22 protein-coding genes, 1 tRNA gene, 2 rRNA genes and 1 riboswitch are annotated in these 24,952 nt (G+C 46.7%); of the genes, 8 read left to right on the top strand and 17 right to left on the bottom strand.

What is annotated here, in order from left to right; all coding sequences use genetic code 11:
- Positions 1-154 precede the first annotated feature (154 nt).
- Positions 155-661, bottom strand: coding sequence for a YwhD family protein (locus MLD56_RS00545; protein WP_029514934.1), 507 nt, complete (start codon positions 659-661; stop codon positions 155-157).
- Positions 662-785: 124 nt separating this feature from the next.
- Between MLD56_RS00545 and MLD56_RS00540 the strand changes: the two genes are divergently transcribed.
- From MLD56_RS00540 to MLD56_RS00525, 4 genes are all read left to right on the top strand, one after another.
- Positions 786-2,798, top strand: a complete 2,013-nt coding sequence (locus MLD56_RS00540) for a M1 family metallopeptidase (protein WP_029514936.1) — start codon at positions 786-788, stop codon at positions 2,796-2,798.
- A gap of 11 nt (positions 2,799-2,809) precedes the next feature.
- Positions 2,810-3,637 carry a hypothetical protein gene (locus MLD56_RS00535; protein ID WP_029514937.1) on the top strand — a complete coding sequence of 276 codons (828 nt, stop codon included), beginning with the start codon at positions 2,810-2,812 and terminating at the stop codon, positions 3,635-3,637.
- A gap of 276 nt (positions 3,638-3,913) precedes the next feature.
- A riboswitch (cyclic di-AMP (ydaO/yuaA leader) is annotated at positions 3,914-4,051 on the top strand.
- Between the two features lie 5 nt (positions 4,052-4,056).
- Positions 4,057-4,557 carry a C40 family peptidase gene (locus MLD56_RS00530; protein WP_029514939.1) on the top strand — a complete coding sequence of 167 codons (501 nt, stop codon included), beginning with the start codon at positions 4,057-4,059 and terminating at the stop codon, positions 4,555-4,557.
- Positions 4,558-4,859: 302 nt separating this feature from the next.
- Positions 4,860-5,366 (top strand): GNAT family N-acetyltransferase, encoded by a 507-nt coding sequence (locus MLD56_RS00525; RefSeq protein ID WP_029514941.1) that lies wholly within the window; start codon positions 4,860-4,862, stop codon positions 5,364-5,366.
- A 78-nt stretch (positions 5,367-5,444) separates the two neighbouring features.
- Here MLD56_RS00525 and MLD56_RS00520 read toward each other — a convergent pair whose 3' ends face one another.
- Entirely contained in the window at positions 5,445-5,744 is a 300-nt protein-coding gene (locus MLD56_RS00520; protein WP_007428083.1) for a 4a-hydroxytetrahydrobiopterin dehydratase, read from the bottom strand.
- Positions 5,745-5,861: 117 nt separating this feature from the next.
- The gene (locus MLD56_RS00515) at positions 5,862-6,155 is read right to left on the bottom strand and encodes a hypothetical protein (protein ID WP_013308186.1); all 294 of its coding nucleotides are present in this window, start codon (positions 6,153-6,155) and stop codon (positions 5,862-5,864) included.
- Positions 6,156-6,342: 187 nt separating this feature from the next.
- On the opposite strand from MLD56_RS00515, the gene motA reads away from it, so the two are divergent.
- Positions 6,343-7,137, top strand: coding sequence for a flagellar motor stator protein MotA (gene motA, locus MLD56_RS00510; protein ID WP_029514943.1), 795 nt, complete (start codon positions 6,343-6,345; stop codon positions 7,135-7,137).
- Positions 7,130-7,957: a flagellar motor protein MotB gene (locus MLD56_RS00505; protein ID WP_029514945.1), complete on the top strand. Its 828-nt coding sequence runs from the start codon at positions 7,130-7,132 to the stop codon at positions 7,955-7,957. The genes motA and MLD56_RS00505 overlap by 8 nt, the downstream gene beginning before the upstream one ends.
- Positions 7,958-8,091: 134 nt before the next feature.
- Here MLD56_RS00505 and rluF read toward each other — a convergent pair whose 3' ends face one another.
- Both rluF and MLD56_RS00495 read right to left on the bottom strand, forming a co-directional pair.
- Entirely contained in the window at positions 8,092-8,793 is a 702-nt protein-coding gene (rluF, locus tag MLD56_RS00500) for a 23S rRNA pseudouridine(2604) synthase RluF (protein WP_029514947.1), read from the bottom strand.
- A gap of 51 nt (positions 8,794-8,844) precedes the next feature.
- Positions 8,845-11,121: a PAS domain S-box protein gene (locus MLD56_RS00495; RefSeq protein ID WP_029514948.1), complete on the bottom strand. Its 2,277-nt coding sequence runs from the start codon at positions 11,119-11,121 to the stop codon at positions 8,845-8,847.
- Positions 11,122-11,449: 328 nt separating this feature from the next.
- Between MLD56_RS00495 and tadA the strand changes: the two genes are divergently transcribed.
- Complete coding sequence (gene tadA, locus MLD56_RS00490) at positions 11,450-11,950, top strand: tRNA adenosine(34) deaminase TadA (RefSeq protein WP_029514951.1); 501 nt, start codon at positions 11,450-11,452, stop codon at positions 11,948-11,950.
- A 60-nt stretch (positions 11,951-12,010) separates the two neighbouring features.
- A complete protein-coding gene (locus MLD56_RS00485; RefSeq protein ID WP_029514952.1) occupies positions 12,011-12,577 on the top strand; it encodes a GNAT family N-acetyltransferase in 567 nt (188 codons plus the stop codon).
- 87 nt (positions 12,578-12,664) lie between these two features.
- Here MLD56_RS00485 and MLD56_RS00480 read toward each other — a convergent pair whose 3' ends face one another.
- The 12 genes from MLD56_RS00480 to MLD56_RS00425 form a co-directional block, all read right to left on the bottom strand.
- Positions 12,665-13,741 (bottom strand): hypothetical protein, encoded by a 1,077-nt coding sequence (locus tag MLD56_RS00480; RefSeq protein WP_029514954.1) that lies wholly within the window; start codon positions 13,739-13,741, stop codon positions 12,665-12,667.
- 198 nt (positions 13,742-13,939) lie between these two features.
- Positions 13,940-14,095 (bottom strand): small acid-soluble spore protein P, encoded by a 156-nt coding sequence (locus tag MLD56_RS00475; RefSeq protein ID WP_029514956.1) that lies wholly within the window; start codon positions 14,093-14,095, stop codon positions 13,940-13,942.
- A 71-nt stretch (positions 14,096-14,166) separates the two neighbouring features.
- Positions 14,167-14,337, bottom strand: coding sequence for a hypothetical protein (locus MLD56_RS00470; protein WP_007428073.1), 171 nt, complete (start codon positions 14,335-14,337; stop codon positions 14,167-14,169).
- A gap of 26 nt (positions 14,338-14,363) precedes the next feature.
- Positions 14,364-14,705 carry a hypothetical protein gene (locus MLD56_RS00465; protein WP_029514958.1) on the bottom strand — a complete coding sequence of 114 codons (342 nt, stop codon included), beginning with the start codon at positions 14,703-14,705 and terminating at the stop codon, positions 14,364-14,366.
- A gap of 144 nt (positions 14,706-14,849) precedes the next feature.
- A tRNA-Ser gene (locus tag MLD56_RS00460) sits at positions 14,850-14,938 on the bottom strand.
- An 89-nt stretch (positions 14,939-15,027) separates the two neighbouring features.
- The gene (gene serS, locus MLD56_RS00455) at positions 15,028-16,311 is read right to left on the bottom strand and encodes a serine--tRNA ligase (protein ID WP_029514960.1); all 1,284 of its coding nucleotides are present in this window, start codon (positions 16,309-16,311) and stop codon (positions 15,028-15,030) included.
- Positions 16,312-16,346: 35 nt separating this feature from the next.
- Entirely contained in the window at positions 16,347-16,913 is a 567-nt protein-coding gene (gene pdxT / locus MLD56_RS00450; protein ID WP_029514961.1) for a pyridoxal 5'-phosphate synthase glutaminase subunit PdxT, read from the bottom strand.
- A 16-nt stretch (positions 16,914-16,929) separates the two neighbouring features.
- Positions 16,930-17,811, bottom strand: coding sequence for a pyridoxal 5'-phosphate synthase lyase subunit PdxS (pdxS, locus tag MLD56_RS00445; RefSeq protein ID WP_025720037.1), 882 nt, complete (start codon positions 17,809-17,811; stop codon positions 16,930-16,932).
- A 131-nt stretch (positions 17,812-17,942) separates the two neighbouring features.
- Positions 17,943-19,331: a D-alanyl-D-alanine carboxypeptidase family protein gene (locus tag MLD56_RS00440; protein ID WP_029514963.1), complete on the bottom strand. Its 1,389-nt coding sequence runs from the start codon at positions 19,329-19,331 to the stop codon at positions 17,943-17,945.
- Positions 19,332-19,667: 336 nt separating this feature from the next.
- Positions 19,668-21,125 carry an IMP dehydrogenase gene (gene guaB / locus MLD56_RS00435; protein ID WP_013308172.1) on the bottom strand — a complete coding sequence of 486 codons (1,458 nt, stop codon included), beginning with the start codon at positions 21,123-21,125 and terminating at the stop codon, positions 19,668-19,670.
- Positions 21,126-21,471: 346 nt separating this feature from the next.
- Positions 21,472-21,588: ribosomal RNA gene (gene rrf / locus MLD56_RS00430) — 5S ribosomal RNA — on the bottom strand.
- Positions 21,589-21,732: 144 nt separating this feature from the next.
- Positions 21,733-24,661 (bottom strand): 23S ribosomal RNA (locus MLD56_RS00425).
- Between the last annotated feature and the right edge of the window lie 291 nt (positions 24,662-24,952).

The following is a 24,952-nucleotide window of genomic DNA, read 5'->3' as shown; positions in this document are numbered from 1 at the left end:
TTTGATGATCATGTTTGGCATGTTCATTCAGCATTGCTTACCTACATGAAAAAGAAGTAGACCGCCCCCAACCAAGGTATCGGTCTACTTCTGAACCTTACTGCCGACTGCTCTTTAAGCAGTTGTGTACACTGGAATCGTGTTAACGCTTGGCCTACCCTTCCAGCGCTTGCTTCAATTCCTCAGGCGAAGCGTCCCACCATTCCTCGTTATGCGAAATGAGCAGGCTTTTGAGCGCTGCCTTATCTTCGCTGCCGAGATCCTCCAGCATGAAACGACGCTTGAGCGCGTAATCCATACGGTTGACGTGATCGGCGAGGATTTTCCAGCCGCGTTTGGCCTCGTCGTCAATCAGCATCTCGCAGGCGGTGGCGCCGCCGTACATACGTCCTTCGGCTGTACGGTCCACAGCTACCCATACGAGCCATACCTGGCGTCCGTTCGGTACGTCCTCTTTATTCGTAGAGAACTTGATACCACGTTCTACTTTACTTTTGGCATGCATGGCACCGATATCAATTTTCGCCTCTCCTCGGTCAATGATGACCGGTGACATGCTGTTCAGGTCAATTGAGCCTGCGCCGAAACCCTTATGTTTACTCTTGCCACTGACAATGTTCAGTGCAATCTGTTTTTTGCCGTCCGGCTGATTTTCACTCATGCGTCACTAGACCTCCATTTTCCGTCTTCACACTCATTCTACACTATAAATATTTTAACTAATAATCTCCTGAAAGCAAACATATACATGCTGTAGATGCTTGTCAACGGGAGGTATCCATTGTATGACCCCAGCACGCACTAAAATCGTTTTATTGTCTACACTAGCCCTCGGTCTCCTCGCAGGGACGTTATGGTTTGCCTGGCAGCCCCAATCGCAATCCGACCCGCAGTCCATAGGCCAACCACTATACGGCTCCCTGTCTGAGTCTGCGCTTGCCCCAAATGTGGGCAAGCCTCTAGGGGCAAACATCCTGCCTGACCTGCCCAAGAACCCTCCACAACCCGCTACAGAAATCCTCAGCAAACGGGTGGTAGAGTACCACATTGATGTATCTCTGGAAAAGGGACAGGTTTTGCGAGGCACTGAGACACTGACCTGGAAACATCCGGGCAAGAAAACCGTGAATGATCTGTATCTTCATCTATACCCGAACGCCTTCTCTTCCATGGAAACCACCTTTATGAAGGAATCCGGTGGAAAGCTGCGCGGAGACACCATGCCCAAAGACGGCTTTGGCTCTATGACGCTGACTGAACTAAAAACAGAAGACGGTTTATCCCTCATGCATCGCATCCAATATGTGCAGCCAGATGACGGTAACGCAGGCGACCGTTCGCTCATGAAGGTGCGTCTACCCAAGCCAGTACGAGGTGGCGAAGAAATCACATTATATATGAAGTTTGAGGTAAAACTGCCTGCCATCTTTGCTCGTATGGGTGGGACAGATGATTTTGTAATGGCAGGACAGTGGTTCCCGAAGCTCAGTGTCTACGAGACTGCAGGACAGCGTGGACGCGCCGAGGAGGGCTGGAACCTCCACCAGTATCATGGTAACTCCGAGTTTTATGCCGATTTTGGAATTTACAGCGTACGGATTCGGGTGCCTGAAACTCATATCGTAGCAGCGACCGGATTTCCCACCCGTGGTGCCGTCCGACAGAACGGACAAAAAATATATCAATTTTATGCCGATGATGTACACGATTTTGCCTGGTCCGCTTCACCCAACTTTGTAGCCGTAGAAGAACCCTTTTCTTCTGCTGAAGTCCCTGGTGTCAAAATCAAGCTCTACCTTGACCCATCGCACAAGGAGCTCAAAGGACGCTATATGAGCGCAGCGAAGGCCGCTCTTTTGTACTACAGCAAATGGTACGGGCCTTATCCATATTCCACCCTGTCCATCGTGGTTCCACCTAAATCAGGCAATGGAGCTGGCGGCATGGAGTATCCGACACTCATCACGGCCGCTGCTGCGGGTAATCTCAATCCTGGCTATAGTCTGGAACGGACATTAGTTCATGAGATTGGACATCAATATTTCTATGGAATGGTAGCCAATAATGAATTTGAGGAGCCGTGGCTGGATGAAAGCTTCACCTCCTATGCAGAGGAGCGACTTATGGAGCAAGAATATGGGCTTACCCCCAACTTGCCATTACAATCGGGACAGGTATCCTCCCCACAGCCGCTAAACCGTGAGTCATGGAAGTACGGCTCGGCTGCTGAGTACGCGCAAAATGCCTACTCTCGAGGCAAGCTGGTACTACGGGGCATTGAACGTCAGGTGGGTATGAAAAAAATGGATCGCATTATGCGGACCTACGTCCAGACGTACCGATTTAAGCATCCGTCCTCACAGGATTTTCAACGTATCGTGGAGAGAGTCACCGGACGCTCATGGAGCCACTATTTTGAACAGTATGTATATGACGGCCAGATGGCGGACTTTTCAGTGGATCACATCACAAACCACAAGCTGGAGAATGGATATGAAGCAGTCGTGACGGTCAGCAAAAAAGGGGCGGATTATCCCAAGATCCCTGTCCAATTTACCTTCAAGGATGGAACCACGAAATTCAAGGCTTGGGACGGTGCGGGCAAAAGCACAACTTTTCGGATCAAAAGTACTTCTCCCGTTTCCTATGTAACCCTTGATCCCCTATATACCATTGCACTGGAGAACAAGCATATTAACAATACCCTAAAAGCCGAATTGGACGAAAAGCAACAAACCCGTTGGAGTATAAGTGTAACCAAGCTGTTGGAGACACTGCTTGGAAGTCTGTCATGGTGAGGTGTCTATAGATGCGGACTGTTATAAAAGAGGGCTGGGCGCTGGTGCGCATACGATTCTATATCGTTATCATTTTATTTCTGTATCGACTACTGTGGGGGGTGTTTCTCTATCGACTGGTGCAGTCTGCCGTTATCCCGCTATTGCTCCGTTATCCTGATCAGGGTCAAAACGAGCTGGGACAGACCTTGTTTTGGATGGAGAGCCAGATTGCTCTGATGGACAGCCGGGAAGTACATGTGTATTTGTGGATACTACTAGGGGCGACTGTACTACGCATACTAATCACTCCCTTCATTAGAGCCGGAATATATCAAAGCCTGCATACCGATGCGACTGAGCCGCAAAGCCTGTCCTTTTTCAAAGGTATGAAACGCCATGGCATGTCGTCGCTGTTGTATTACATCATCGAGTTGGGACTGCTGCTGATTCCCGCCTTTTGGGTAGTACCGAGACTCTACCCTATTGTAGCAGGTACGCTTCAATCTCCCTCTTACCTGCTGCACTTGTTGCCCTATGCCATGGGATGGATGGCATACGGATGGTTCATTCGGCAGTGCATCCTGTATATGCAACTAGGCACTGTCGGTGGTCACGCCATACTATCGTCCCTGCTCGCCTTCTTTCGCCAGCTTCTCCCAGCTGTCGGTATATCCCTTTTGCTCGGTGCTTGTGTGCTGCTGGTCTTCGGTCTATTTGGCACCGTGGCAATGATTTGGACTGGCATGCTCGCGCTCATTCTCCAACAATCGTATCATTTTGTTACTAGTCTGGTCAGGCTGTGGCATATCAGTTCGCAGTACAGACTATGGCATACCGATATCTCCAGTAGAAGCTAAGCCCTTCCTTTATGTTAATCACTTCATTTCCGTCTGTCGAAAAAACTTTATGCATAACCGCGCAAACGGCACATAACTGAATACTGTTAACAAGATCTGTTCCTGGGACATTAGGAGCAGATTTTTTTTGTAACTTTTTGCAATGAAACATTTGCCAAAGCCAGCCGACTTTGTTACAATAATCGCAGTGAACTGATAGTAACAACTTTGTAATCTTTATTGTAACCTTTATCTCAAAAATATCGTTATTGTGAATACTGCTCTCCAAGGTGCACATCTTAAGTAAAGCCTAATTCCTGGCACCTAGGAAGCGGGGGAACCAGTTTGGGTGAATTGATCTCGCAACAGAGTGGTCATAGGGGAACCTTCTACCGAATCCTTAAGCTAACCTCGCAGGCATTGGAAGGGGTATATTTTTTTTGAAGAAGAAGCTAACGATCGCAGCTATGAGTCTTGCCATTGCCTTTACATCTTTTACATTCGGTGGCGGCAGTGCATTTGCAGACTCCAAGATGGACCAGGTCATCCAAGATGCCAAAGGAACGAACTACAGAAGCGGAGGCACTACACTCGAGGGATTCGATTGCTCCGGCTTCACAATGTATGTATTCAACAAACTGGGAATTAAACTTCCGCATCAATCTGGATCACAATTCAAAATGGGATCTTCTGTATCCCGCGATGAAATGAGGCCTGGGGACCTGGTGTTCTTCAACACCACAGGAAGAGGCATTTCCCATGTAGGTATCTTCGTAGGTGAAGGGAAATTTGCCCACTCCTCGACTTCACGTGGTGTAGTAGTTAGCTCACTGAACGAAAATTATTACGCTAACCGCTATGTCGGTGCAAAAAGAATTATGAGCACAGACGCTTACCATTCTGTAGCTTCAGATATTCCTGATGACGACAACGTAGAATAACTAACGCACAGCAAGCTAACTCTAGCCGCAATTTGATTCTGCCGGAATCGAATTGCGGCTTTTTATGTCCACAACATCAGCAATGATTATCTTTACTGACGAACTGACACCTCAAAAGGTTTCAATTTTAGCGAACATCGTCGGTTTTACCGTCACCGCTGGGGGAGCATATGAGCAGTAATTCCTTCTTATTGAATGTATACCCGTCTTGGGTATAAAATAAACACGCTTGCTATTCCCCTGCAACTTGTCTACAATCTGTTGTTAATGATTGAAGCACCTGTAAAAGGAGGATGGAACACATGCCGGCCTCAATATCCAACTATCGGATCGTACCGATGGACGAGCATCAAGCGGCTGCAATCTGTGAGTGGCGCTATGATCCACCTTATAACATATACGGTTGGCTCCCCTGGGAACAAATGAAGGCGCTTGAGGTCGAATTTGGAAGTCCCACGCTTCGCCAAGAGCAATATGTTGCCGTACTGGATGAAGAGAACAAGCTGATGGGATTTGCTCAATATTTTCCTATGATCGGTGTGACCCGGCTAGGTCTTGGCATGCATCCTGAAAGATGCGGACATGGCAAAGGCTCTGATTTTGTCCGTGCCATTGCAGAGGAAGCCCAACGACGCAACCCGAAGAATGAAATTGATCTAGAGGTGCTTACTTGGAATGGGCGCGCTATCCGGGCCTACAAGGCGGCTGGATTTGAGCTTACAGATACCTATGAACGCCAGACCCCCGACGGCAAGAAACCATTTTATTGTATGGTATATCGTCCCGAGCACCCAACCCAGGTTCTATGATAAAAGCGCCTTCGGCATACAACCACGATGTTGTATAGCGAAGGCGCTTTTATCATCATACGACAGATCATTACAAGCTCAATGACTGCTACGCATTTTTTCAAAAGCTTCATTATATTGTTGGGCTTCCTTAATATCCACGGCCATAATACCGCCATCGTCCCAAGAGGTCAAACGCAGAGTCACGGTCTTGTAATCAATCGTAATAAATGGATGATGATTGAATGCTTCAGATATAGCGGCAACTTCATCCACGAATGCAATCCCTTTCATAAAACTGGAAAAATTATATTTCCGAACGATCCAACGTCCTTCCTCCAGCTCCCAGCCCTCCAGTTTCTCCAGATGTGCTTCAATCTCTTCTTGTGTAAAAGGCATGTTACGAACTCCTCCCCGTTTATACGGAAGCCTTTCGACCGCTTAAATACGGCCAAAACTACGATATATTGGTGTACATATTACCACGGCCCCGTTGATAAATCCATAAGACGGACCTCAAATCAAAGGGACTGACGTCAGCTCCTCGTCCCCAATCAGTACATAGATACGATGCTGCTCCGGCTCATAGATCACAACGCCACTCCCTACAGTGATTGTGGGCTCTGTACCCAGTGCATAAAATAAGTCTTCTGCCAAAGCTTCATTGACTTCCTGACGTCCCGCCGGGTCCAGCCTGTCCCAATCTTCTGCTTCCATCTCAAAAAATTCATAGCTATCTGGGATGCGCCCCACAGCCTCTGTCAAATCGTTCAAAATTTGTTCATACTCACGTCCATGCTTTACTCCCATGCCATTTCCTCCAATGGTTCCGCCATTCAATACATAATCACCTTATTATACCGGAAATTCGCACTTAACAAAAAAGAGAGTTTTGTCGATAAATACTATAATCCGTCTTGTAATGACGCGCTTGGGGCAAGGACGACCCCGGCGGCATGAAAGGATTCAAAATCTATTCTCATGGATGAGGTGTATCATGCAAATTTCAACCATTATTGGACTTGTGCTCGGGATTTTGTCACTGGTCGTCGGGATGATCTTAAAAGGCGCTCCGGTCGTCAATCTGGTCAATAATCCCGCTGCTTACATGATTATTTTCGTCGGAACGGCAGCGAGTATATTTATGGCCTTCCCGATGGCAGAAATCAAACGGATTCCGAAGCTGTTCAAGGTTATTTTCACCGAACAAAAACTGTTAGACCGCAAAGAGCTCATCGGTACGTTTACCGAGTGGGCATCCATTACCCGTCGTGAAGGTCTGCTCGCCTTGGAATCCAAGGTAGAGGAAATCGACGATCCCTTTATGCGTGGCGGCATGCGAATGATTATTGACGGCAATGATCAGGAATTCGTACGGGACGTTCTAATGGAGGATATCAATGCCACCGAGGATCGACATCGCTCTGGCGCGCTGATCTTCTCCCAAGCCGGTATGTACGCTCCAACGCTCGGGGTACTCGGTGCGGTTGTAGGTCTGATCGCCGCTCTGGCCGACCTTAGTGACATGGAAAAGCTCTCTCATGCCATTGCAGCAGCCTTCATTGCGACGTTGCTCGGTATTTTTACAGGTTATGTCCTGTGGCATCCGATGTCCAACAAGCTGAAACGGTTATCCAAAAAAGAAGTCGAGCTTAAATTAATGATGGTCGAAGGTCTGCTTTCCATTCAATCGGGGATATCGACGATCGCCATCAGTCAGAAACTGACGATCTTCCTGACTCCGACCGAACGGGCTACGATGACCCAGAAGGATGGCGATTCCAGTGAGTAAAAAGAGACATGAACCGCATGAAGAGCATGCTGACGAAAGCTGGCTGTTGCCATATTCCGACTTAATGACCCTTCTGTTGGCTCTTTTCATTGTCTTATTCGGTATGAGCTCGCTCGACGCCAAAAAATTTGAAACTATGGCTCAATCCCTGAGTGCAGCTTTTAATGGCGGCACTGGCGTACTGGATCACTCAGCCGCGAATCCGTCGTCACAATCCATGGATATGGGCAAAAATAAAGAACAAGTGTCACAACCCGTAAAATCGAAAGCTACTTCTACCTCTGAACTGCAAAAACAGCTGGCCCAACGGGAAGAAGAAGATTTAAAAAAGCTTAAAAAACAGATGGATCAATACATTCAAAATAACGGCCTGACCCCGTTGCTGAATACCAAGCTAAACCAATCGCAACTAATGATCACCATTAGTGATAATGCCTTGTTTTCATCCGGGCAGGCCGAAGTAAAGCCGGAAGCAAGAAAGCTGGCCAAGTCCATTTCTAGTATGCTCCAGCAGTTCCCTGGCTATGATGTTATCGTATCGGGTCACACGGATAATGTACCGATCTCCAACAGCCAGTTCCCGTCCAATTTTGATTTGAGCGCCAAGCGCTCTCTGAATTTCTTGCGTATCTTGTTGCTCAATCCAGATCTCGACCCAACCAAGTTTGTATCCATCGGTTATGGCCAGTATCGTCCATTGGCAAGCAATCAAGATGGTCAAGGGCGCTCTAAAAACCGTCGTGTTGAAATATCTGTTCTCCGCAAATATCAGAACGGGACACAAGTCATCAGTCCTACCTCAAGCTCGAGTGAAGGTTGATTATGCATATGTTATATGAACAAAGGCACCGCCGCATTTTTATGCAGCTGGTGCCTCTTTGTTTAGTGCTTCCTGTACTTTGCCCTTTCAGATACGACGATCATACGCTCTAGGCTATACAAGCCCCTCTGGCATTAGCTAAGCGTATAATCGAGCATCTGACCAAGCTCCAGCTTCTCAGCCTCTGTCAGATCACGCCAGGCACCTTTCTGAAGGGACCCCAACCGAATATTCATGATTCGCAGCCTTTGCAGTTTTTTAACTTCATAACCGAAGGCTGCACACATACGCCGGATCTGACGATTTTTCCCTTCAGTCAGGATAATACGGAATACATACTCAGATACACGCGTCACCTCACAAGGTAGCGTCCGCTGACCGAGTATTTTCACCCCGCTAGACATGCCCTGCACAAAAGACGGTACGACAGGGCGGTCCACTGTTACAATATATTCTTTCTCATGCTTGCCTTCTGCCCGTAGAATCTTATTCACAATGTCTCCATCGTTGGTAAGTAAAATGAGACCTTCCGAATCCTTATCCAGGCGTCCAATCGGGAATATCCGCTGCGGGTGCCCCACAAAATCAACAACATTGCCTCTAATGTGGCTCTCCGTTGTACTTGTAATGCCCACCGGTTTGTTCAATGCAATATAGACGTGATCAGACTTATCGCGCAGTGGCTTGCCGTTCACGCGAACATCATCGCCTTCTTCCGCTTGACTACCCAGCACAGCCACTTCGCCGTTAATCGTCACGCGACCGCTCTCTACCAGCTTGTCTGCCTCCCGGCGCGAGCAAAAACCGGTTTCGCTGATAAACTTGTTAATGCGCAACCTGTGTACCCTCCATTTCTACTAACACACTTCCTCCTGCGCCCCAGCCCGTTACTCCGGCTTGGCAATCGGAAGCTGCACCAGGGCTGTCGTTCCCTCTCCCTCTGTGCTTTCAATATCCAGTGTGCCTTTATGACTCTGTATAATACGCTGGCTGACCATAAGTCCTAGTCCTGTACCTGTTTCTTTGTTTGTGAAAAAAGGTTCTCCCAACTTGGACAGCATTTCTGCGGGAATACCCGCTCCCTGGTCCCGTATGAAGATTTTAACGTTTTCTCCCTCCAAGAACAAATGAATCGTGATGATGCCACCTTTACTCATAGCCTCCATGCTATTTTTAAGTAAATTAATGAATACTTGCTTTAACTGATTTTCTTCAGCGTATACCAGGGCAGGCTCGTCCGTGACCTGAAGGTTGAATACAATGCCCAGCAGATGCGCCTGACTATCTAGTAAAGAAATCACGTCGCTCACAATATAACGAACATCTTTTTTCTGAAAATGCACTGCCTGTGGCTTCGCCAGTATTAAAAACTCGCTAACGATCAAATTAATGCGATCCAGCTCAGACATCATAATATCGTTGTGTTTCATATTCAACACTTGATTTTGCTGCTGTAGTTGGAGAAAGCCACGTAGCGTGGTTAGCGGATTACGAATCTCATGCGCTACGCCTGCCGCCAGTTGCCCGACGGTTGTCAGTTTCTCTGATCTGCGCAACAACTCCTCCATCCGGTTGCGACCCGTGATATCACGCGACACGCAGATAAACCCCAAAATCTGGCCTTCTTCATCCAGAATAGGCGATGTGCTCATACTAATCTCTACTGTACTTCCATCCTTCCGCATTCTAAGGGACTCACTTGATACGATGCTCTCTCCCTGAAGCAGGCTCTTCTTCTGAAATTCATATTCCTCCTGTTGCTGTGGAGGTACAAATTCCAACTTACGACCAACCAATTCTTTCTTGGTCCAGCCGTACAAAGCTTCAAAGGCATGATTGACCCGAACGACGCGATCCTCCTCGTCGGTTACATGAATCGCATCTGCTGTCTGATTAATAACCGATTCTAGATGTTCCTTTACAGAACGGTTCTCTTCATACATCTGCTCGAGTCTTCTCGTGTACATCCCTAGGTTGTAGGCCATCGCATTGATGCGCTCACCCAACTGTGCAAGCTCATGACCACCTTTTATTTCTAGCCGTGTATCAAAATGACCGTCAGCCATCTCATTCACTTTCCCCAGAATCGACTGAATTGGGCGGACAAACAGACTTGCCAGCACATAGCTTCCAATGATCACCACCTCTAAAAGGACAATGGAAATGGCAATTAAACTTATCAATTGCTTGGAAATAACAGAAGTGATCGTATCATAATTCATAACAATACGGATAACATAGGCATCACGATTAGCCGGATAAAAAGGTATGTAACTGACGAGAACCCGCTCACCTTTAATATAGCAGTCTTGTACAATACTCTCCCCCGAGAGGATAGCTCTGGACACGGCCAAACGATCTTCCTGCACCCTTGTTAGTTGATACGTGCCGAATTGGATCGGTTTGTTGTACATGTAATAGTATTTCGAATCGTTTCCGTTCTTGTCCATCGAAGCGCCACCAAAGGTTGCAGGGTTAATTCCTGTAATCTCCATGATGCGATAATCCACTTGTTGAGTTTGCTTTACGATCTCATCGGGGCTCAGGATGGTTATGAAATTTTGTACTGAAGTATCCTGAAAGGAAATTCGAATTAAGTAGTTACGTTTTTGATCATAATAAAATCCCCATTTGTTAATATCTGAGGAGTCTGAACCGGTGTAGTCAAATGACCCCGTCCAAAAATGATCCAGTTTCTGACCTTGCACCATTGCAGCCTGTCCGTGCTCATATAATTGGTCAACTGCATTTTTCCAATATCCTGTCAATGGATCGGATGGCGTTACTTCTTTAGGATCCGAGGATCTAACAACCTTATACCCCTGCCCGTCTCGAATCATCAAGGAAATATTAGTATCTCTGTGGAGTGAGGCCACCTTTTGAAGCTGTTCCTGCTGAATATTTCGAATGTCAGGATCGAGCTGATTGGCAGCCAACGTGGCAGAAAGCCACAGATTATATCCGAGCTGTTTGTCAACGGCCTCCCAGCTATGTTGGGTTTGTTCGATAGCTCCTCCGATAATTTTAGCCGTCAGAACCATTTTAGTTTCACTGTCACTTCTTAGGTTTTCATGGGTCGTGTAATAATTAAGTGCGATGTTTAATAAAAGGATAAACAGGACGGACCCCGACAAAATGATCGTTATTCTGATTTTTATCGACACACTGATTTCTCACCTCTTGCCGCATGCTGGCGATTACTGGGAATTGCTAACTCAATGATACCGTAATAGCGCCTGTGATACCAGCATTTACATTTACCGGATATACATAAATACACACCTTGTGTACAGTATTGTCAATAGACGAGGATTTGCCTACAATATAAAAGATAATCATCCACAGGTAGTCCACAAATACACAGATTTTATTATAAACTGTGGATAAACCTGTGGACAAGTACCTTGTTATCCACAATTTTATTCACATCATGTTAACAACGGAATATTTGTTCGTTGGATAATTCCGCGTTTTGAAAGGAGCATTTTCCCAGTGACCACCATGGATCACGCCTATTGGATGAAAGAAGCCATTCAGGAAGCGTATAAGGCAGAAACGTTAGGTGAAGTCCCTATCGGGGCTGTCATCGTAAAAGATAATGAAATCATCGGTCGCGGCTACAATTTGCGCGAGACGGATGCTGACCCAACCGCACATGCAGAGATGGTCGCCATTCGTCAGGCCAGTGAGCACTTAGGTGCCTGGCGCCTGCTGGATTGTAGGCTGTATGTCACTCTGGAGCCGTGTCCAATGTGCGCCGGAGCCATTGTGCAATCACGGGTTCCCCATTTGATATACGGCACTACAGATCCCAAGGCAGGCTGCGCAGGCACGCTGATGAATTTATTACAGGAGCCTCGGTTCAATCATTGTACAGAAGTAACTAGTGGTGTACTGCAGGAGGAATGTGCATCGCTGCTAACGAGCTTCTTTCGGCATCTCCGGCAAAAAAGAGCGGCAGCCAAATTGTCTCCTCCCTCGTCTTCATTCTGAGGAGACACAGTCCAAAATACCTCATCTCATTGCTAATTCCCCATGGAAGGAGATCACCCCATGCCTATGAGCTTGTATAATACGCCTCAAGGTATCTTTTTACGGCCATTTAGCTTGGCGGATAGCGGAGCCCTTCTCGCCCTTAGGCACCGAAATAGGGATTCCCATGCGCCTTATGAGCCGCTTTACGAGGATTCATTTTTCACATTAGAGAAACAACAGGACTACATCCGTCAGAAATTGCGGCAAGCCGAAGAAGATCGAGGTTACGTATTCGGTATCTTTCTCTTAAAGGAAGAACGGCTCATCGGTTATATCTCCATTTCCAATCTAGTACGTGGAGTTGGACAATTCGCTGATATCGGCTACATGATGGATCATCATGAACAGGGTAAAGGGCATATGACCGCTGCCTTAAAGTTAATCATACAATATGCCTTTCGTGCCTTATCTCTACATCGTCTCCAAGCGGGTACTCTTTTGCATAATGATCGCTCACAACGTGTATTAGAAAAATGTGGCTTTCGACCAGAAGGCATTGCTCGCAAGCTTGTACAGATTCAGGGCACATGGCAGGATCACCAGATGTTTGGACTTTTAGCCGAGGATGACGTGTGGCAGAGCTAAATGACTGTACAGGGACAACATTAAAAGTAAACAAAAAACCGCCCGGCCTATGCCGAGCGGTTTTCTTGCAATCATGTTATCCCATACTTAAGGAGCAACAGTTTGCATTTTTTGTTGCAGTTGTTCCATCGTCAGGACTTGATCAGCTGTTGGAATACCTACTTTAAATGCTGCTTTAGCATTGATTTTGTTGTATTGCGTGTAGCCTGTTACAGACAATTTTACATTGTCTTTTGTAGCCGGATCATTCATCTCTACATTCGCATTCAGGTCTTGATACACAGGAATGTTATCCTTGTTCAAAGCTGTGTTAATGTCAAACTGCTTCACTGTCAAGTAGTTTTTCAACTCATCCAGCTTTTTGCTAACTTCGCTGGTGTTAGATTGCAATTCTTTCTTCGCTTCAGACAGCTCTTCCTTCTTCACTTGAAGCATGCTAGCATATTCGTCCTTAGACATTATATCAAGGACTTTAGGAAGCGCCTTAGTGATAAATGTATTGGTTGCTTGCTTCACGTTGTCGTTCGTTATTTTAAACTGAACTACTTGTTTAGCTTCAACGCCTTGTGGCAACTTAGCGTCTTTAGGATCAATATCAAAGAAGTACGTAGCTTGATCATACTCGTTCATAATAGCAGCGATCACTTCATTCGCAAATTTCTGCGATTTTTCTTGATCCATAGCTGCAGGGTTAAATTCTTGTCCCGATTGTTTAGCCAGTTCTTGTGGATCAATGATCAGGAATTTACCTACAACATCCTGTGGGAGCGGGTAAAATGGAATATTAGGAATTTTAACGTACAGTTTATCTTTAGTCATCACCATTGGAATCGTGAAGCTGGTGGAAAGATCACCTTTCAAATGAATGCCGAGCGTCATTTCAGATTGGAAAGGTTCTTTTTGATATACACCGTCCAGCGTAATGTCTGCATTTTTCAGCATACTGGTTATCATTGCACTTTGTTCACTTGGTAAAGTAGCAGATGAAATTGTCAGATCCTTAACGGTAAATTGACTTTTGGATTCATAAGAATTCAACTTCATTGCATTTGCAGTACCGGTCGTAACTGCTTCCTTCGGTTCTAACTTCTTGCTACAACCTACCAGGGCTACCGTCAAAAGCAACACCATAGTGAGTACCAAGACGGATAACTTTTTACTCATTGTGTAGATTCTCTCCTCTCGTAATTAACCCCTTTTTTATGCTAACAAAAAAATACACACCTCCTATTTTAACTCATATTCTCAAACAGCGAAACACTTATTGGAAAATTTTCTTACAATAAGCACAAAGACACCCTGGTTCTCCTAACCAGGGTGTACTATCGATGCAATATATTTTTAGGAGAAAGGTCTTCCTGCTTATGAACCTTCTCTGTTATGATGATCCACGTGATTCCGCTGTTTCACCTTCTTGGAACCAGATAACGGCTCCTGCTGATGACTACGCTCACGCTTTTCGTTACTTCCACCAGAATCCTGTGCTTCAGGGACAGGAATGGCTTTAGGCTTGCCCATTTATGCATCTCCATTCTCAGTCTATATTTGTGGTACATCAACAAATCCGTTTATTACCATTAAAAATAGGACTATAGATGGTGTAGATCTTCTGTTTTATCGTGGTTTAGTGAATCCTGATGACGGCGATCATTACGATCCTGCTGCACTTGCTGTGCCTGATGACTATTCACTGGACGTTGCTCCAAATCATCAACAATGTTAGACAGGTTTTTATCCAGTCCGTTTTTGGCTTTTGTCATGTAGCCTTCCTCCTCATTCCTTCATACTACGAATGCGTCAATGACTGTAATGTCTGGGCACATTGGTGAATATGCCGAGTATAATCAGACACCAGCTGTTGAATGATATCTGTTCGTTCATCTACAGACTGTCCATCCCGCTCTACATCGACTAAGCTAACCTGCACTTCCCGGGAATCTACATAAGTACATGCAAAATCAAAGGAGTACATTTGTCGGCCTTCTACCTCGATGTGGATTCGTATTGCCCGGTTGTCAGCTTCATCTGCCTGTACCTGCGATTTATCCCCTGAATTCAAAAGAATCGGCAGTTGTTCCTGCCAGGCCTCTACCAGCTTTTGCTGATCTACTGTCATTTCTCGATTCATGCCAGCACCTCCATATCTGATAACGTGTGAAAAAACCGAGCTTTTTATACAACAAAAAAACCATTCTCCACGATTCCTGATCATTAGCATCTAAAGGCCAATGTACCAGCTATCGTATTTGAATGGCTTGGTTTATTTAGAATATGGCGGAGAGGATGGGATTCGAACCCATGTGAGCTTGCACTCTAACGGTTTTCAAGACCGCCCCGTTATGACCGCTTCGGTACCTCTCCAGGTGGTAAATGGATAAAGCTGCTTCCCTTTTAAACATACTCAGGCGCAACAAAATTATTTTACCACAGGATTTCTAAGAATGCAATACTTACTGTTTAGGAGCAATAACCTCAATGCCTCGCATATATGAACGCAGTACTTCTGGGATCACGATGCTTCCATCCTCTTGCTGATAGTTCTCCAAAATAGCAGCCACAGTCCGCCCTACAGCCAATCCTGAACCGTTCAGCGTATGTACAAATTCAGGCTTCGCCTTCGAATCTGGACGAAACCGGATGTTCGCACGACGCGCTTGGAAGTCTTCTGTGTTTGAACAAGAAGAAATCTCGCGGTACATGCCACTCTCAGGCAACCATACTTCCAGATCGTACGTTTTGGCAGACGTAAAGCCCATATCTCCAGTGCAAAGTGCCAGCACGCGATATGGAAGTCCGAGCAGTTGTAGAACACGCTCAGCGTTATTCGTCATTTTCTCCAATTCTTCATAAGAGGTATCCGGGTGAACCAGCTTAAGCATCTCTACCTTATTGAACTGATGCTGACGGATCAGGCCACGTGTATCACGTCCCGCTGATCCTGCCTCCGAGCGAAAGCAAGAGCTGTATGCCACATAATATTTCGGAAGCTGTTCCGCATTCATGATCTCTTCACGGTGGTAGTTCGTTACCGGAACTTCAGCCGTAGGAATGAGATAATACTCCGTATCACGCAGCTTGAACAAATCTTCTTCAAACTTCGGAAGTTGGCCCGTTCCGTACAAGCTGTCCCGATTTACGATGTATGGAGGAAGCATTTCTTCATAACCATGCTCACTGCTGTGCAGATCCATCATAAAGTTAATCAGCGCACGCTCTAGTCTTGCTCCCAGTCCTTTGTAGAACGTAAAACGAGAACCCGTTACCTTGGCTGCTGCTTCAAAATCAAGAATATCTAGATCCTGAGCCAACTCCCAATGCGCTTTGGGTTTAAAGGAAAACTCGCGCGGCTCCGACCAGCGACGGATTTCTACATTATCCTCTTCCGATGCGCCAACAGGTACTGTTCCATTGGGAATATTCGGAATAGACATCACCAGTTCGTCGATCTGAACTTCCAGTTCGCGTACTTGCTCATCTAATTCTTTGATACGATCGGAGACTTGACGCATTTCTGCAATAAGATCATCCGCATTTTCCTTATTCTTCTTCAACTTGGCTACTTCACCGGATACCACGTTCCGACGATTTTTGAGCCCTTCACTTTCCTGAAGTAACTCACGACGGCTTACATCCAGATCTGTAAAACCATTAATCAGATCCAGAGATTTCCCCCTGTTCTGCAAAGCTTTCTCAACCCTACCAAGCTCATTACGTAAAATCTTTATATCTAACACAGGTAATCCCTCCTACACTACAAACCTGACTTTCACTATTCGCGGACCATATCCACAAAATATTGATGTAACCGGTAATCGTCTGTTAACTCCGGATGGAAGGATGAAGCCAGCAAATGACCCTGACGGGCTGCCACGATCTCGCCGTTATACTCAGACAGCACATCTACTCCCGTTCCAACAGACTGTATTAATGGTGCGCGTATAAATACGGCACGAACCGGTTCCTCAATCCCTTTAATGTTCAAGTCTGTTTCAAAGCTCTCTCTTTGGCGACCAAATGCATTACGCGATACTGTAATATCCATGAGTCCCAAATGTGCTTCTTCCTGTCCTTGAATCGTTTTAGCCAGTACAATCAATCCTGCGCAAGTGCCAAATACAGGCTTGCCTTGATTGGAAAACTGACGTATAGCCTCTATAAAGTCATACTTGCGCATTAGCTTACCGATAGTGGTACTTTCACCACCGGGAATGATAAGACCGGACAGCTCATCGAGCTGTTCGATCTTCTTCACCGCTATACCTTCCGCACCCGCACGTTCAACGCTTCGTATATGTTCAGCTACAGCGCCTTGCAGCGACAATACACCTATTTTCATGCCGGTCCCTTCTTTCTTACCAACCACGATCCTGCATGCGCTCATGCGGTGCCAGTTTGGAAATTTCAATGCCTTTCATAGGAGTCCCCAAATTCTTGGAGACTTCTGCGATCAGCTTGTAATCCGTATAATGAGTGGTCGCTTCCACGATTGCCCGTGCAAACTTCTCAGGGCTATCCGACTTGAAAATACCAGAACCTACAAAGACGCCATCAGCGCCTAAATGCATCATTAACGCGGCATCAGCAGGTGTTGCTACACCACCCGCTGCAAAGTTAACCACTGGCAGCTTGCCAAGCTCATGCACTTCTAACAGCAGTTCATATGCAACACCGAGGTTTTTCGCTTCTGCATACAGCTCGTCCTTCGACAAGTTTTGCACCTTGCGAATTTGACCATTGATAAAACGCATATGACGAACGGCCTCAACAATATTCCCAGTTCCCGGTTCACCCTTCGTACGGATCATAGATGCACCCTCACCAATGCGACGCAGCGCTTCTCCCAGATCCTTGGCTCCACAAACAAATGGAACGGTGAACTCCCGCTTATCAATATGGAAAACTTCATCCGCAGGTGTCAATACTTCGCTCTCATCGAGATAGTCAACACCGAGAGATTCCAGTACCTTTGCCTCTACAAAGTGACCGATGCGAGCCTTAGCCATAACAGGAATAGAAACAACCTTCATAACTTCTTCCACAATCGTTGGGTCAGCCATACGAGCAACCCCACCAGCTGCACGGATATCCGAAGGTACCCGTTCAAGAGCCATTACAGCTGTAGCTCCTGCTGCCTCTGCAATTTTAGCCTGCTCAGCGTTCATGACATCCATGATTACGCCACCTTTTTGCATCTCTGCCATACCTCTTTTTACACGCGAAGTTCCCGTTTCCATGTCGTTGCCTCCTGTAAGGGTTACGTTTAGATTCTAACTAAATATTTTACCGCACCAATGCCAAATACACAATCATTTCAAGCTGCAAAATAAGTAATGAAAAACAAGGTAGGTCGCTTAGCTTTGCTTATTTAGAAGAGATTCTTAATTCCTTGGAACAGATCTCCGAAGAAATCACCGATTGCCCGGAAAAGCATTCGGAACCAGCCGCCCTCTTCTACTGCTGTCGTAGTAACCAGATCAACGGTTTTCGTCTGCCCTTTATCCACACCGTCTGTCTTGTACGTGTACGTAATGGTTCCGACTTTGGCCCCTTGCTTCAAAGGTGCTACAAGAGAGCTTGCTGGTGTAATGTTCGTTGTAAAGGTTACCTTGGGATTGCTCGCACCCTTGGGTACGATAAAACTTACTGCATCTTTTGTAACGATCGGCACTTCTGTTTCCGTACCTTTGGTCACTGGCACATTCTCAACACCCTTAACCACCGTCTTTGGGGCAATAACCTGCTTCACTTCAAAATTATCAAAACCATAGTTCAGCACTTTAGCTGTCTCTGTAAAACGGTGTGCATCTGAATCAGCTCCCATAACTACACTGATGAGACGCATTCCATTGCGTTCAGCGGTTCCTGTAAAACAGTTGCCAGCATTGGCCGTATGGCCTGTTTTCATCCCGTCTAAACCTGGGTAAGCAAACTTTCTAAAGTTAGTAATATTTTTGTTTGCTTCCAGCATCCAGTTATAGTTAATAATCGGCGCCTTGTCAGTAGGACGGAATTTGTAAGATTGAATTGTCGTGAATCGTGTGTAATCCGGATGATCTTTAATGATGTAACCAGCCAGAGTAGCTGCATCTCTCGCTGTCATCACCGTTTCCCGGTCTGTATCCGGCTGGAAGCCTTTCGGCATATCACCACGGTCCAAACCAGTCGAGTTGATAAAATACGTATTTTTCATGCCCATTTTCTGAGCTGTTTCATTCATTAGTTTTACAAAATCCTGCTCAGTTCCGGATACGCGTTCAGCAAGGGCTACTGTTGCATCATTAGCAGAACCTACCGCCATGGCAATATAAAGCTCTTCTACCGTATGTTGATCCCCTTGAGCCAAAAAAATACGTGATCCAATGCTCTTAGAAGCATTCTCGTTAACCGTAACCTTATCCGTCCACTTGAGTTTGCCTTGCTTAACCTGTTCAGCCACGATGTATTCTGTCATCATTTTAGTCATACTTGCTGGTGGAAGTGGCTCATCTGGATTCATAGACAGCAATACTTGCCCCGTGGAAGGCTCGATCAAAATGGCAGAACGTAGTGCCAGACTAGGGGGGTTAATAGAACCTGTCCCCGTAATATTGGTTGCCTGTGTTGCCGCTCCAGCTGCAAAAGTAGCCACGCTCGGATCGAAATTGCCTACAACAGGCAATGCCGACATATACATCATATTGAGCACCATGACTGCAGTCACGCTCTTTTTAATCATGCTGCGTTTTGTATTTTGCTTTAAATTGTTCGCTTTCAAATGAATACAAACTCCTCTCGTACCTCAACCCGATCCGTTATGTACAACGAGACGGTGGTTACAGCCTCTACTTGGCCAATGTAATTAATGTTTTAGTGTTAAAATCCAGTTCCATTTCGTTTTATTTCGTTTTCTTAGTTGTATCCTGTCATGAGCATTTTCTGCTCGAATCTTCTTTACTGGTAGGAATCGTCCAAAAGACCTACGTGCCCTAATTCGTCAATAATTTCGTCATAAAGGCGGACACTTGTCTATTCTATCACAGGGGTATCTCTAAAAAAAGACAGGCAGAGCGAAATACGCTCTGCCTGTCGTCAAGTCTACTACAGCCGAACTTTATAGAGAGTAGTTTGGTGCTTCTTTCGTAATTTGCACATCATGCGGATGGCTCTCACGCAGACCAGCACCTGTAATACGGATAAAGCTTGTATCGTTACGAAGCTCCTCAATATTAGCTGTACCGCAATAACCCATACCGGAACGAAGACCGCCCAACAGCTGATGGACAGTGTCGGAAAGTGGTCCTTTATAAGCAACGCGTCCTTCAATGCCTTCCGGTACCAATTTCTTGTCGTCATCTTGGAAATAACGATCTTTACTACCTTGCTTCATCGCAGCCATAGAGCCCATACCACGATATACTTTAAAGCGGCGTCCTTGATAAATTTCAGATTCGCCCGGGCTTTCTTCCGTACCTGCAAAAAGACTTCCCAGCATTACCGCAGAAGCGCCTGCCGCAATGGCCTTTGTAATTTCACCGGAGTATTTAATACCGCCGTCTGCAATAATCGGAATATTATATTCACGTGCTACTGTTGCACAATCATAAATTGCTGTTACTTGTGGAACACCTATCCCTGCGATTACGCGTGTTGTACAGATGGAGCCTGGACCAATACCGACTTTTACGACCGATGCTCCTGCTTCAATCAATTCGCGCGTTCCGTCTCCAGTAGCTACATTACCTGCTACAATCGTCAGATCAGGATAAGCTTCACGCAGCTTGCGGACCGCTTCAATGATGTTAATATGATGGCCGTGAGCAGAGTCCACAACAATCATATCCACACCCGCTTTTACAAGTGCTTCAGTCCGATCAAATGTATCCTTGGAAATACCAACAGCCGCACCGACCAGAAGACGACCTTGTGCATCTTTCGCTGCGTTCGGAAATTGAATAGCTTTCTCAATATCTTTAATGGTGATAAGACCTTTGAGATAATTTTCATCATCGACCAAAGGGAGCTTTTCAATCTTATGCTTTTGCAAAATGACTTCCGCTTCCTGTAAAGTCGTACCTACAGGTGCAGTTACCAGTTCTTCCTTCGTCATGACTTCACTGATTTTAAGGTTAAAATCGTGAATAAAGCGAAGATCACGGTTAGTAATAATACCCACCAGTTTGTTTTCTTCGTTTACAACAGGTACACCAGAAATACGGTATTTACCCATAACTGCTTCAGCATCAGATACCAAATGATCCGGAGTCAATGAGAATGGATTGGTGATAACACCGCTCTCAGAACGTTTAACCCGATCCACCTCTACCGCTTGCTGTTCAATCGACATATTTTTATGAATAATACCGATACCGCCCTCACGAGCCATCGCGATTGCCAACACTGCCTCAGTAACAGTATCCATACCAGCACTCATCAAAGGAATATTCAGCTTTACGTTATCACTCAAACGAGTCGCCACGCTTACTTCTTTGGGCAGAACCACCGACTTGCGAGGTACCAGCAAAACATCGTCAAAGGTAAGGCCTTCCTTACCGAATTTATCTTCCCACACCAAGATGATCCTCCTTCAAATTGTTTAGTCTGTATTGGTCTTGTTGTCTGTCCGACATGGACAAATCAAGGCTCTCTGAAAATATATTATTGCAATCTTAGCAAAGCGGTATAGGGGTGTCAAGCCTTCAACAATAGCCCTAACCTTTAGTATTTCCCTGTACAAACAACTGTACTCCTACGGAGGACAACCTTTAAAAAAAAGCGTTTTTAAGAGTAATAGCTATTCACAAGAGCGTATCTCTTCTTTGAATGCGCAGCATAGAAGCAATTATACAAGTGGTTTGTACCCTAATATACCAAAGAGGACCATGATCTCAATGAGATCATGGTCCTCTTTACTTGTTGCTTGGCGACGTCCTACTCTCCCAGGACCCTGCGGTCCAAGTACCATCGGCGCTGGAGGGCTTAACGGTCGTGTTCGGGATGGGTACGTGTGGAACCCCTCCGCTATCGCCACCAAACATGAATCTGCTGAGCAAATTCTTTTTCAGGAATCAGCATCGCCAAATGCTGTGTGTTCGCTTGTTCCATATAAGCCACTTGTGCTTATACAATACAAAACTTACACCCTGAAAACTGGATCCGAAACTCATTGCGTTTTATTTTAGGATAAGCCCTCGACCGATTAGTATTGGTCAGCTCCATGCATTACTGCACTTCCACCCCCAACCTATCTACCTCGTCGTCTTCAAGGGGTCTTACTAATTGGGAAATCTCATCTTGAGGGGGGCTTCACGCTTAGATGCTTTCAGCGCTTATCCCTTCCGTACATAGCTACCCAGCGGTGCTCCTGGCGGAACAACTGGTACACCAGCGGTACGTCCATCCCGGTCCTCTCGTACTAAGGACAGCTCCTCTCAAATTTCCTACGCCCACGACAGATAGGGACCGAACTGTCTCACGACGTTCTGAACCCAGCTCGCGTACCGCTTTAATGGGCGAACAGCCCAACCCTTGGGACCTACTTCAGCCCCAGGATGCGATGAGCCGACATCGAGGTGCCAAACCTCCCCGTCGATGTGGACTCTTGGGGGAGATAAGCCTGTTATCCCCAGGGTAGCTTTTATCCGTTGAGCGATGGCCCTTCCATGCGGTACCACCGGATCACTAAGCCCGACTTTCGTCCCTGCTCGACTTGTAGGTCTCGCAGTCAAGCTCCCTTCTGCCTTTGCACTCTTCGAATGATTTCCAACCATTCTGAGGGAACCTTGGGGCGCCTCCGTTACTCTTTAGGAGGCGACCGCCCCAGTCAAACTGCCCACCTGACACTGTCCTCGCACCGGTTTACGGTACCAAGTTAGAACCTAGATACGATCAGGGTGGTATCCCAAGGATGCCTCCCTTCAAGCTGGCGCTCAAAGTTCGACGGCTCCCACCTATCCTGTACAGATCGTACCCAAATTCAATATCAAGCTGCAGTAAAGCTCCATGGGGTCTTTCCGTCTTGTCGCGGGTAACCTGCATCTTCACAGGTATTAAAATTTCACCGGATCTCTCGTTGAGACAGCGCCCAAGTCGTTACGCCATTCGTGCGGGTCAGAATTTACCTGACAAGGAATTTCGCTACCTTAGGACCGTTATAGTTACGGCCGCCGTTTACTGGGGCTTCGGTTCATAGCTTCGCCCGAAGGCTTACCACTCCCCTTAACCTTCCAGCACCGGGCAGGCGTCAGCCCGTATACTTCGCCTTGCGGCTTCGCACAGACCTGTGTTTTTGCTAAACAGTCGCTTGGGCCTTTTCACTGCGGCCCCCTCGGGCTATTCACCCTACCGAGGCACCCCTTCTCCCGAAGTTACGGGGTCATTTTGCCGAGTTCCTTAACGAGAGTTCTTCCGCGCGCCTTAGAATTCTCTTCTCGCCTACCTGTGTCGGTTTGCGGTACGGGCACCTTCTCCTGGCTAGAGGCTTTTCTTGGCAGTCTGAGATCATGACCTTCGCTACTATAATTTTCGCTCCCCATCACAGCCCAGCCTTAACGATGTGCGGATTTGCCTACACACCAGCCTCACTGCTTAGACGGACATCCATCAGTCCGCGTCACTACCCTACTGCGTCACCCCATCGCTCATAACGGATTACGGTGGTACAGGAATTTCGACCTGTTGTCCTTCGACTACGCCTATCGGCCTCGCCTTAGGTCCCGACTTACCCTGAGCGGACGAACCTTCCTCAGGAACCCTTAGGCTTTCGGCGGATCTGATTCTCACAGATCTTTTCGTTACTCATACCGGCATTCTCACTTGAATGCAGTCCAGCGCTCCTTACGGTACACCTTCAACCCGCATTCAACGCTCCCCTACCCCTGATGCAAAGCATCAAGCCATAGCTTCGGTGGTGTGTTTAGCCCCGTTACATTTTCGGCGCAGAGTCACTCGACCAGTGAGCTATTACGCACTCTTTCAATGGTGGCTGCTTCTAAGCCAACATCCTGGTTGTCTGTGCAACTCCACATCCTTTCCCACTTAACACACACTTGGGGACCTTAGCTGATGGTCTGGGCTGTTTCCCTTTCGACAATGGATCTTAGCACTCACTGTCTGACTCCCGGAACTAAATCTATGGCATTCGGAGTTTGACTGAGCTTGGTAACCCTTGCGGGCCCCGCACCCAATCAGTGCTCTACCTCCACGATTCTTCTTTCCGAGGCTAGCCCTAAAGCTATTTCGGGGAGAACCAGCTATCTCCGGGTTCGATTGGAATTTCTCCGCTACCCCCACCTCATCCCCGCATTTTTCAACATGCGTGGGTTCGGGCCTCCAGTGCGTGTTACCGCACCTTCACCCTGGACAGGGGTAGATCACCCGGTTTCGGGTCTACGTCCACGTACTAAAGATCGCCCTATTCAGACTCGCTTTCGCTGCGGCTTCAGCTCTTCACCTTAACCTTGCACGGGAACGTAACTCGCCGGTTCATTCTACAAAAGGCACGCCATCACCCATAGATCGGGCTCTGACTTCTTGTAAGCACACGGTTTCAGGATCTATTTCACTCCCCTTCCGGGGTGCTTTTCACCTTTCCCTCACGGTACTGCTTCACTATCGGTCGCCAGGGAGTATTTAGCCTTGGCAGATGGTCCTGCCGGATTCATACGGGGTTTCACGTGCCCCGCACTACTCGGGATCCGTCTCGGAGGGAACAAGTTTTGAACTACAGGGCTTTTACCTTCTCTGGCGGGCCTTTCCAGACCTCTTCATCTAACCGGTTCCTTTGTAACTCCATGTGAGACGTCCCACAACCCCAAGGAGCAAGCTCCTTGGTTTGGGCTAATCCGCGTTCGCTCGCCGCTACTGACGGAATCACTATTGTTTTCTCTTCCTCAGGGTACTTAGATGTTTCAGTTCCCCTGGTCTGCCTCTATTCTGCCTATGTATTCAGCAGAAAGTGACTGTCGATGAAGACAGCCGGGTTTCCCCATTCGGACATCCCCGGATCAAAGCTTGCTTACAGCTCCCCGAGGCTTTATCGTTGTTCGCCACGTCCTTCGTCGGCTCCTGGCGCCTAGGCATCCTCCGTGTGCTCTTTGTAGCTTAACCTAGACTTTTCTTTGATAAAAGAAAATGTCGATGTTCGATAAAGAATGATTTTTGCCAAAGGCAAAAGATCTTTCCTTATCTGCTACCTTTATTTCACTTGTTTACACAAGATCAGCTTAAAGGAATATTCTAAAACGCAATTTCGTTTCGGTATCCAGTTTTCAAGGTGCAAAGCTGTAAACAACCAGCTTTTTTTGAGAGTTTGAGCTCTCAAAACTGAGCAACGAGTGAGTAAGTTCAGGATATTCATTTCATTCACACGAATGTGATGAACCGAATTGAATATCCGGT

It is taken from the genome of Paenibacillus peoriae (genome assembly GCF_022531965.1).
Taxonomy (GTDB): domain Bacteria; phylum Bacillota; class Bacilli; order Paenibacillales; family Paenibacillaceae; genus Paenibacillus; species Paenibacillus polymyxa_D.
This window is presented reverse-complemented; position numbering and strand designations above follow the sequence as displayed.

Excerpts from the sequence above, each read along its gene's own strand:
- MLD56_RS00480 (WP_029514954.1), bottom strand. The coding sequence starts at position 13,741 with ATGAGTAAAAAGTTATCCGTCTTGGTACTCACTATGGTGTTGCTTTTG.
- MLD56_RS00515 (WP_013308186.1), bottom strand. The coding sequence starts at position 6,155 with ATGGGAGTAAAGCATGGACGTGAGTATGAACAAATTTTGAACGATTTG.
- motA (WP_029514943.1), top strand. The coding sequence starts at position 6,343 with ATGCAAATTTCAACCATTATTGGACTTGTGCTCGGGATTTTGTCACTG.
- MLD56_RS00540 (WP_029514936.1), top strand. The coding sequence starts at position 786 with ATGACCCCAGCACGCACTAAAATCGTTTTATTGTCTACACTAGCCCTC.
- MLD56_RS00525 (WP_029514941.1), top strand. The coding sequence starts at position 4,860 with ATGCCGGCCTCAATATCCAACTATCGGATCGTACCGATGGACGAGCAT.
- MLD56_RS00520 (WP_007428083.1), bottom strand. The coding sequence starts at position 5,744 with ATGCCTTTTACACAAGAAGAGATTGAAGCACATCTGGAGAAACTGGAG.
- MLD56_RS00545 (WP_029514934.1), bottom strand. The coding sequence starts at position 661 with ATGAGTGAAAATCAGCCGGACGGCAAAAAACAGATTGCACTGAACATT.
- MLD56_RS00535 (WP_029514937.1), top strand. The coding sequence starts at position 2,810 with ATGCGGACTGTTATAAAAGAGGGCTGGGCGCTGGTGCGCATACGATTC.
- pdxS (WP_025720037.1), bottom strand. The coding sequence starts at position 17,811 with ATGGAAACGGGAACTTCGCGTGTAAAAAGAGGTATGGCAGAGATGCAA.
- MLD56_RS00470 (WP_007428073.1), bottom strand. The coding sequence starts at position 14,337 with ATGACAAAAGCCAAAAACGGACTGGATAAAAACCTGTCTAACATTGTT.
- MLD56_RS00465 (WP_029514958.1), bottom strand. The coding sequence starts at position 14,705 with ATGAATCGAGAAATGACAGTAGATCAGCAAAAGCTGGTAGAGGCCTGG.
- MLD56_RS00485 (WP_029514952.1), top strand. The coding sequence starts at position 12,011 with ATGCCTATGAGCTTGTATAATACGCCTCAAGGTATCTTTTTACGGCCA.
- pdxT (WP_029514961.1), bottom strand. The coding sequence starts at position 16,913 with ATGAAAATAGGTGTATTGTCGCTGCAAGGCGCTGTAGCTGAACATATA.
- MLD56_RS00475 (WP_029514956.1), bottom strand. The coding sequence starts at position 14,095 with ATGGGCAAGCCTAAAGCCATTCCTGTCCCTGAAGCACAGGATTCTGGT.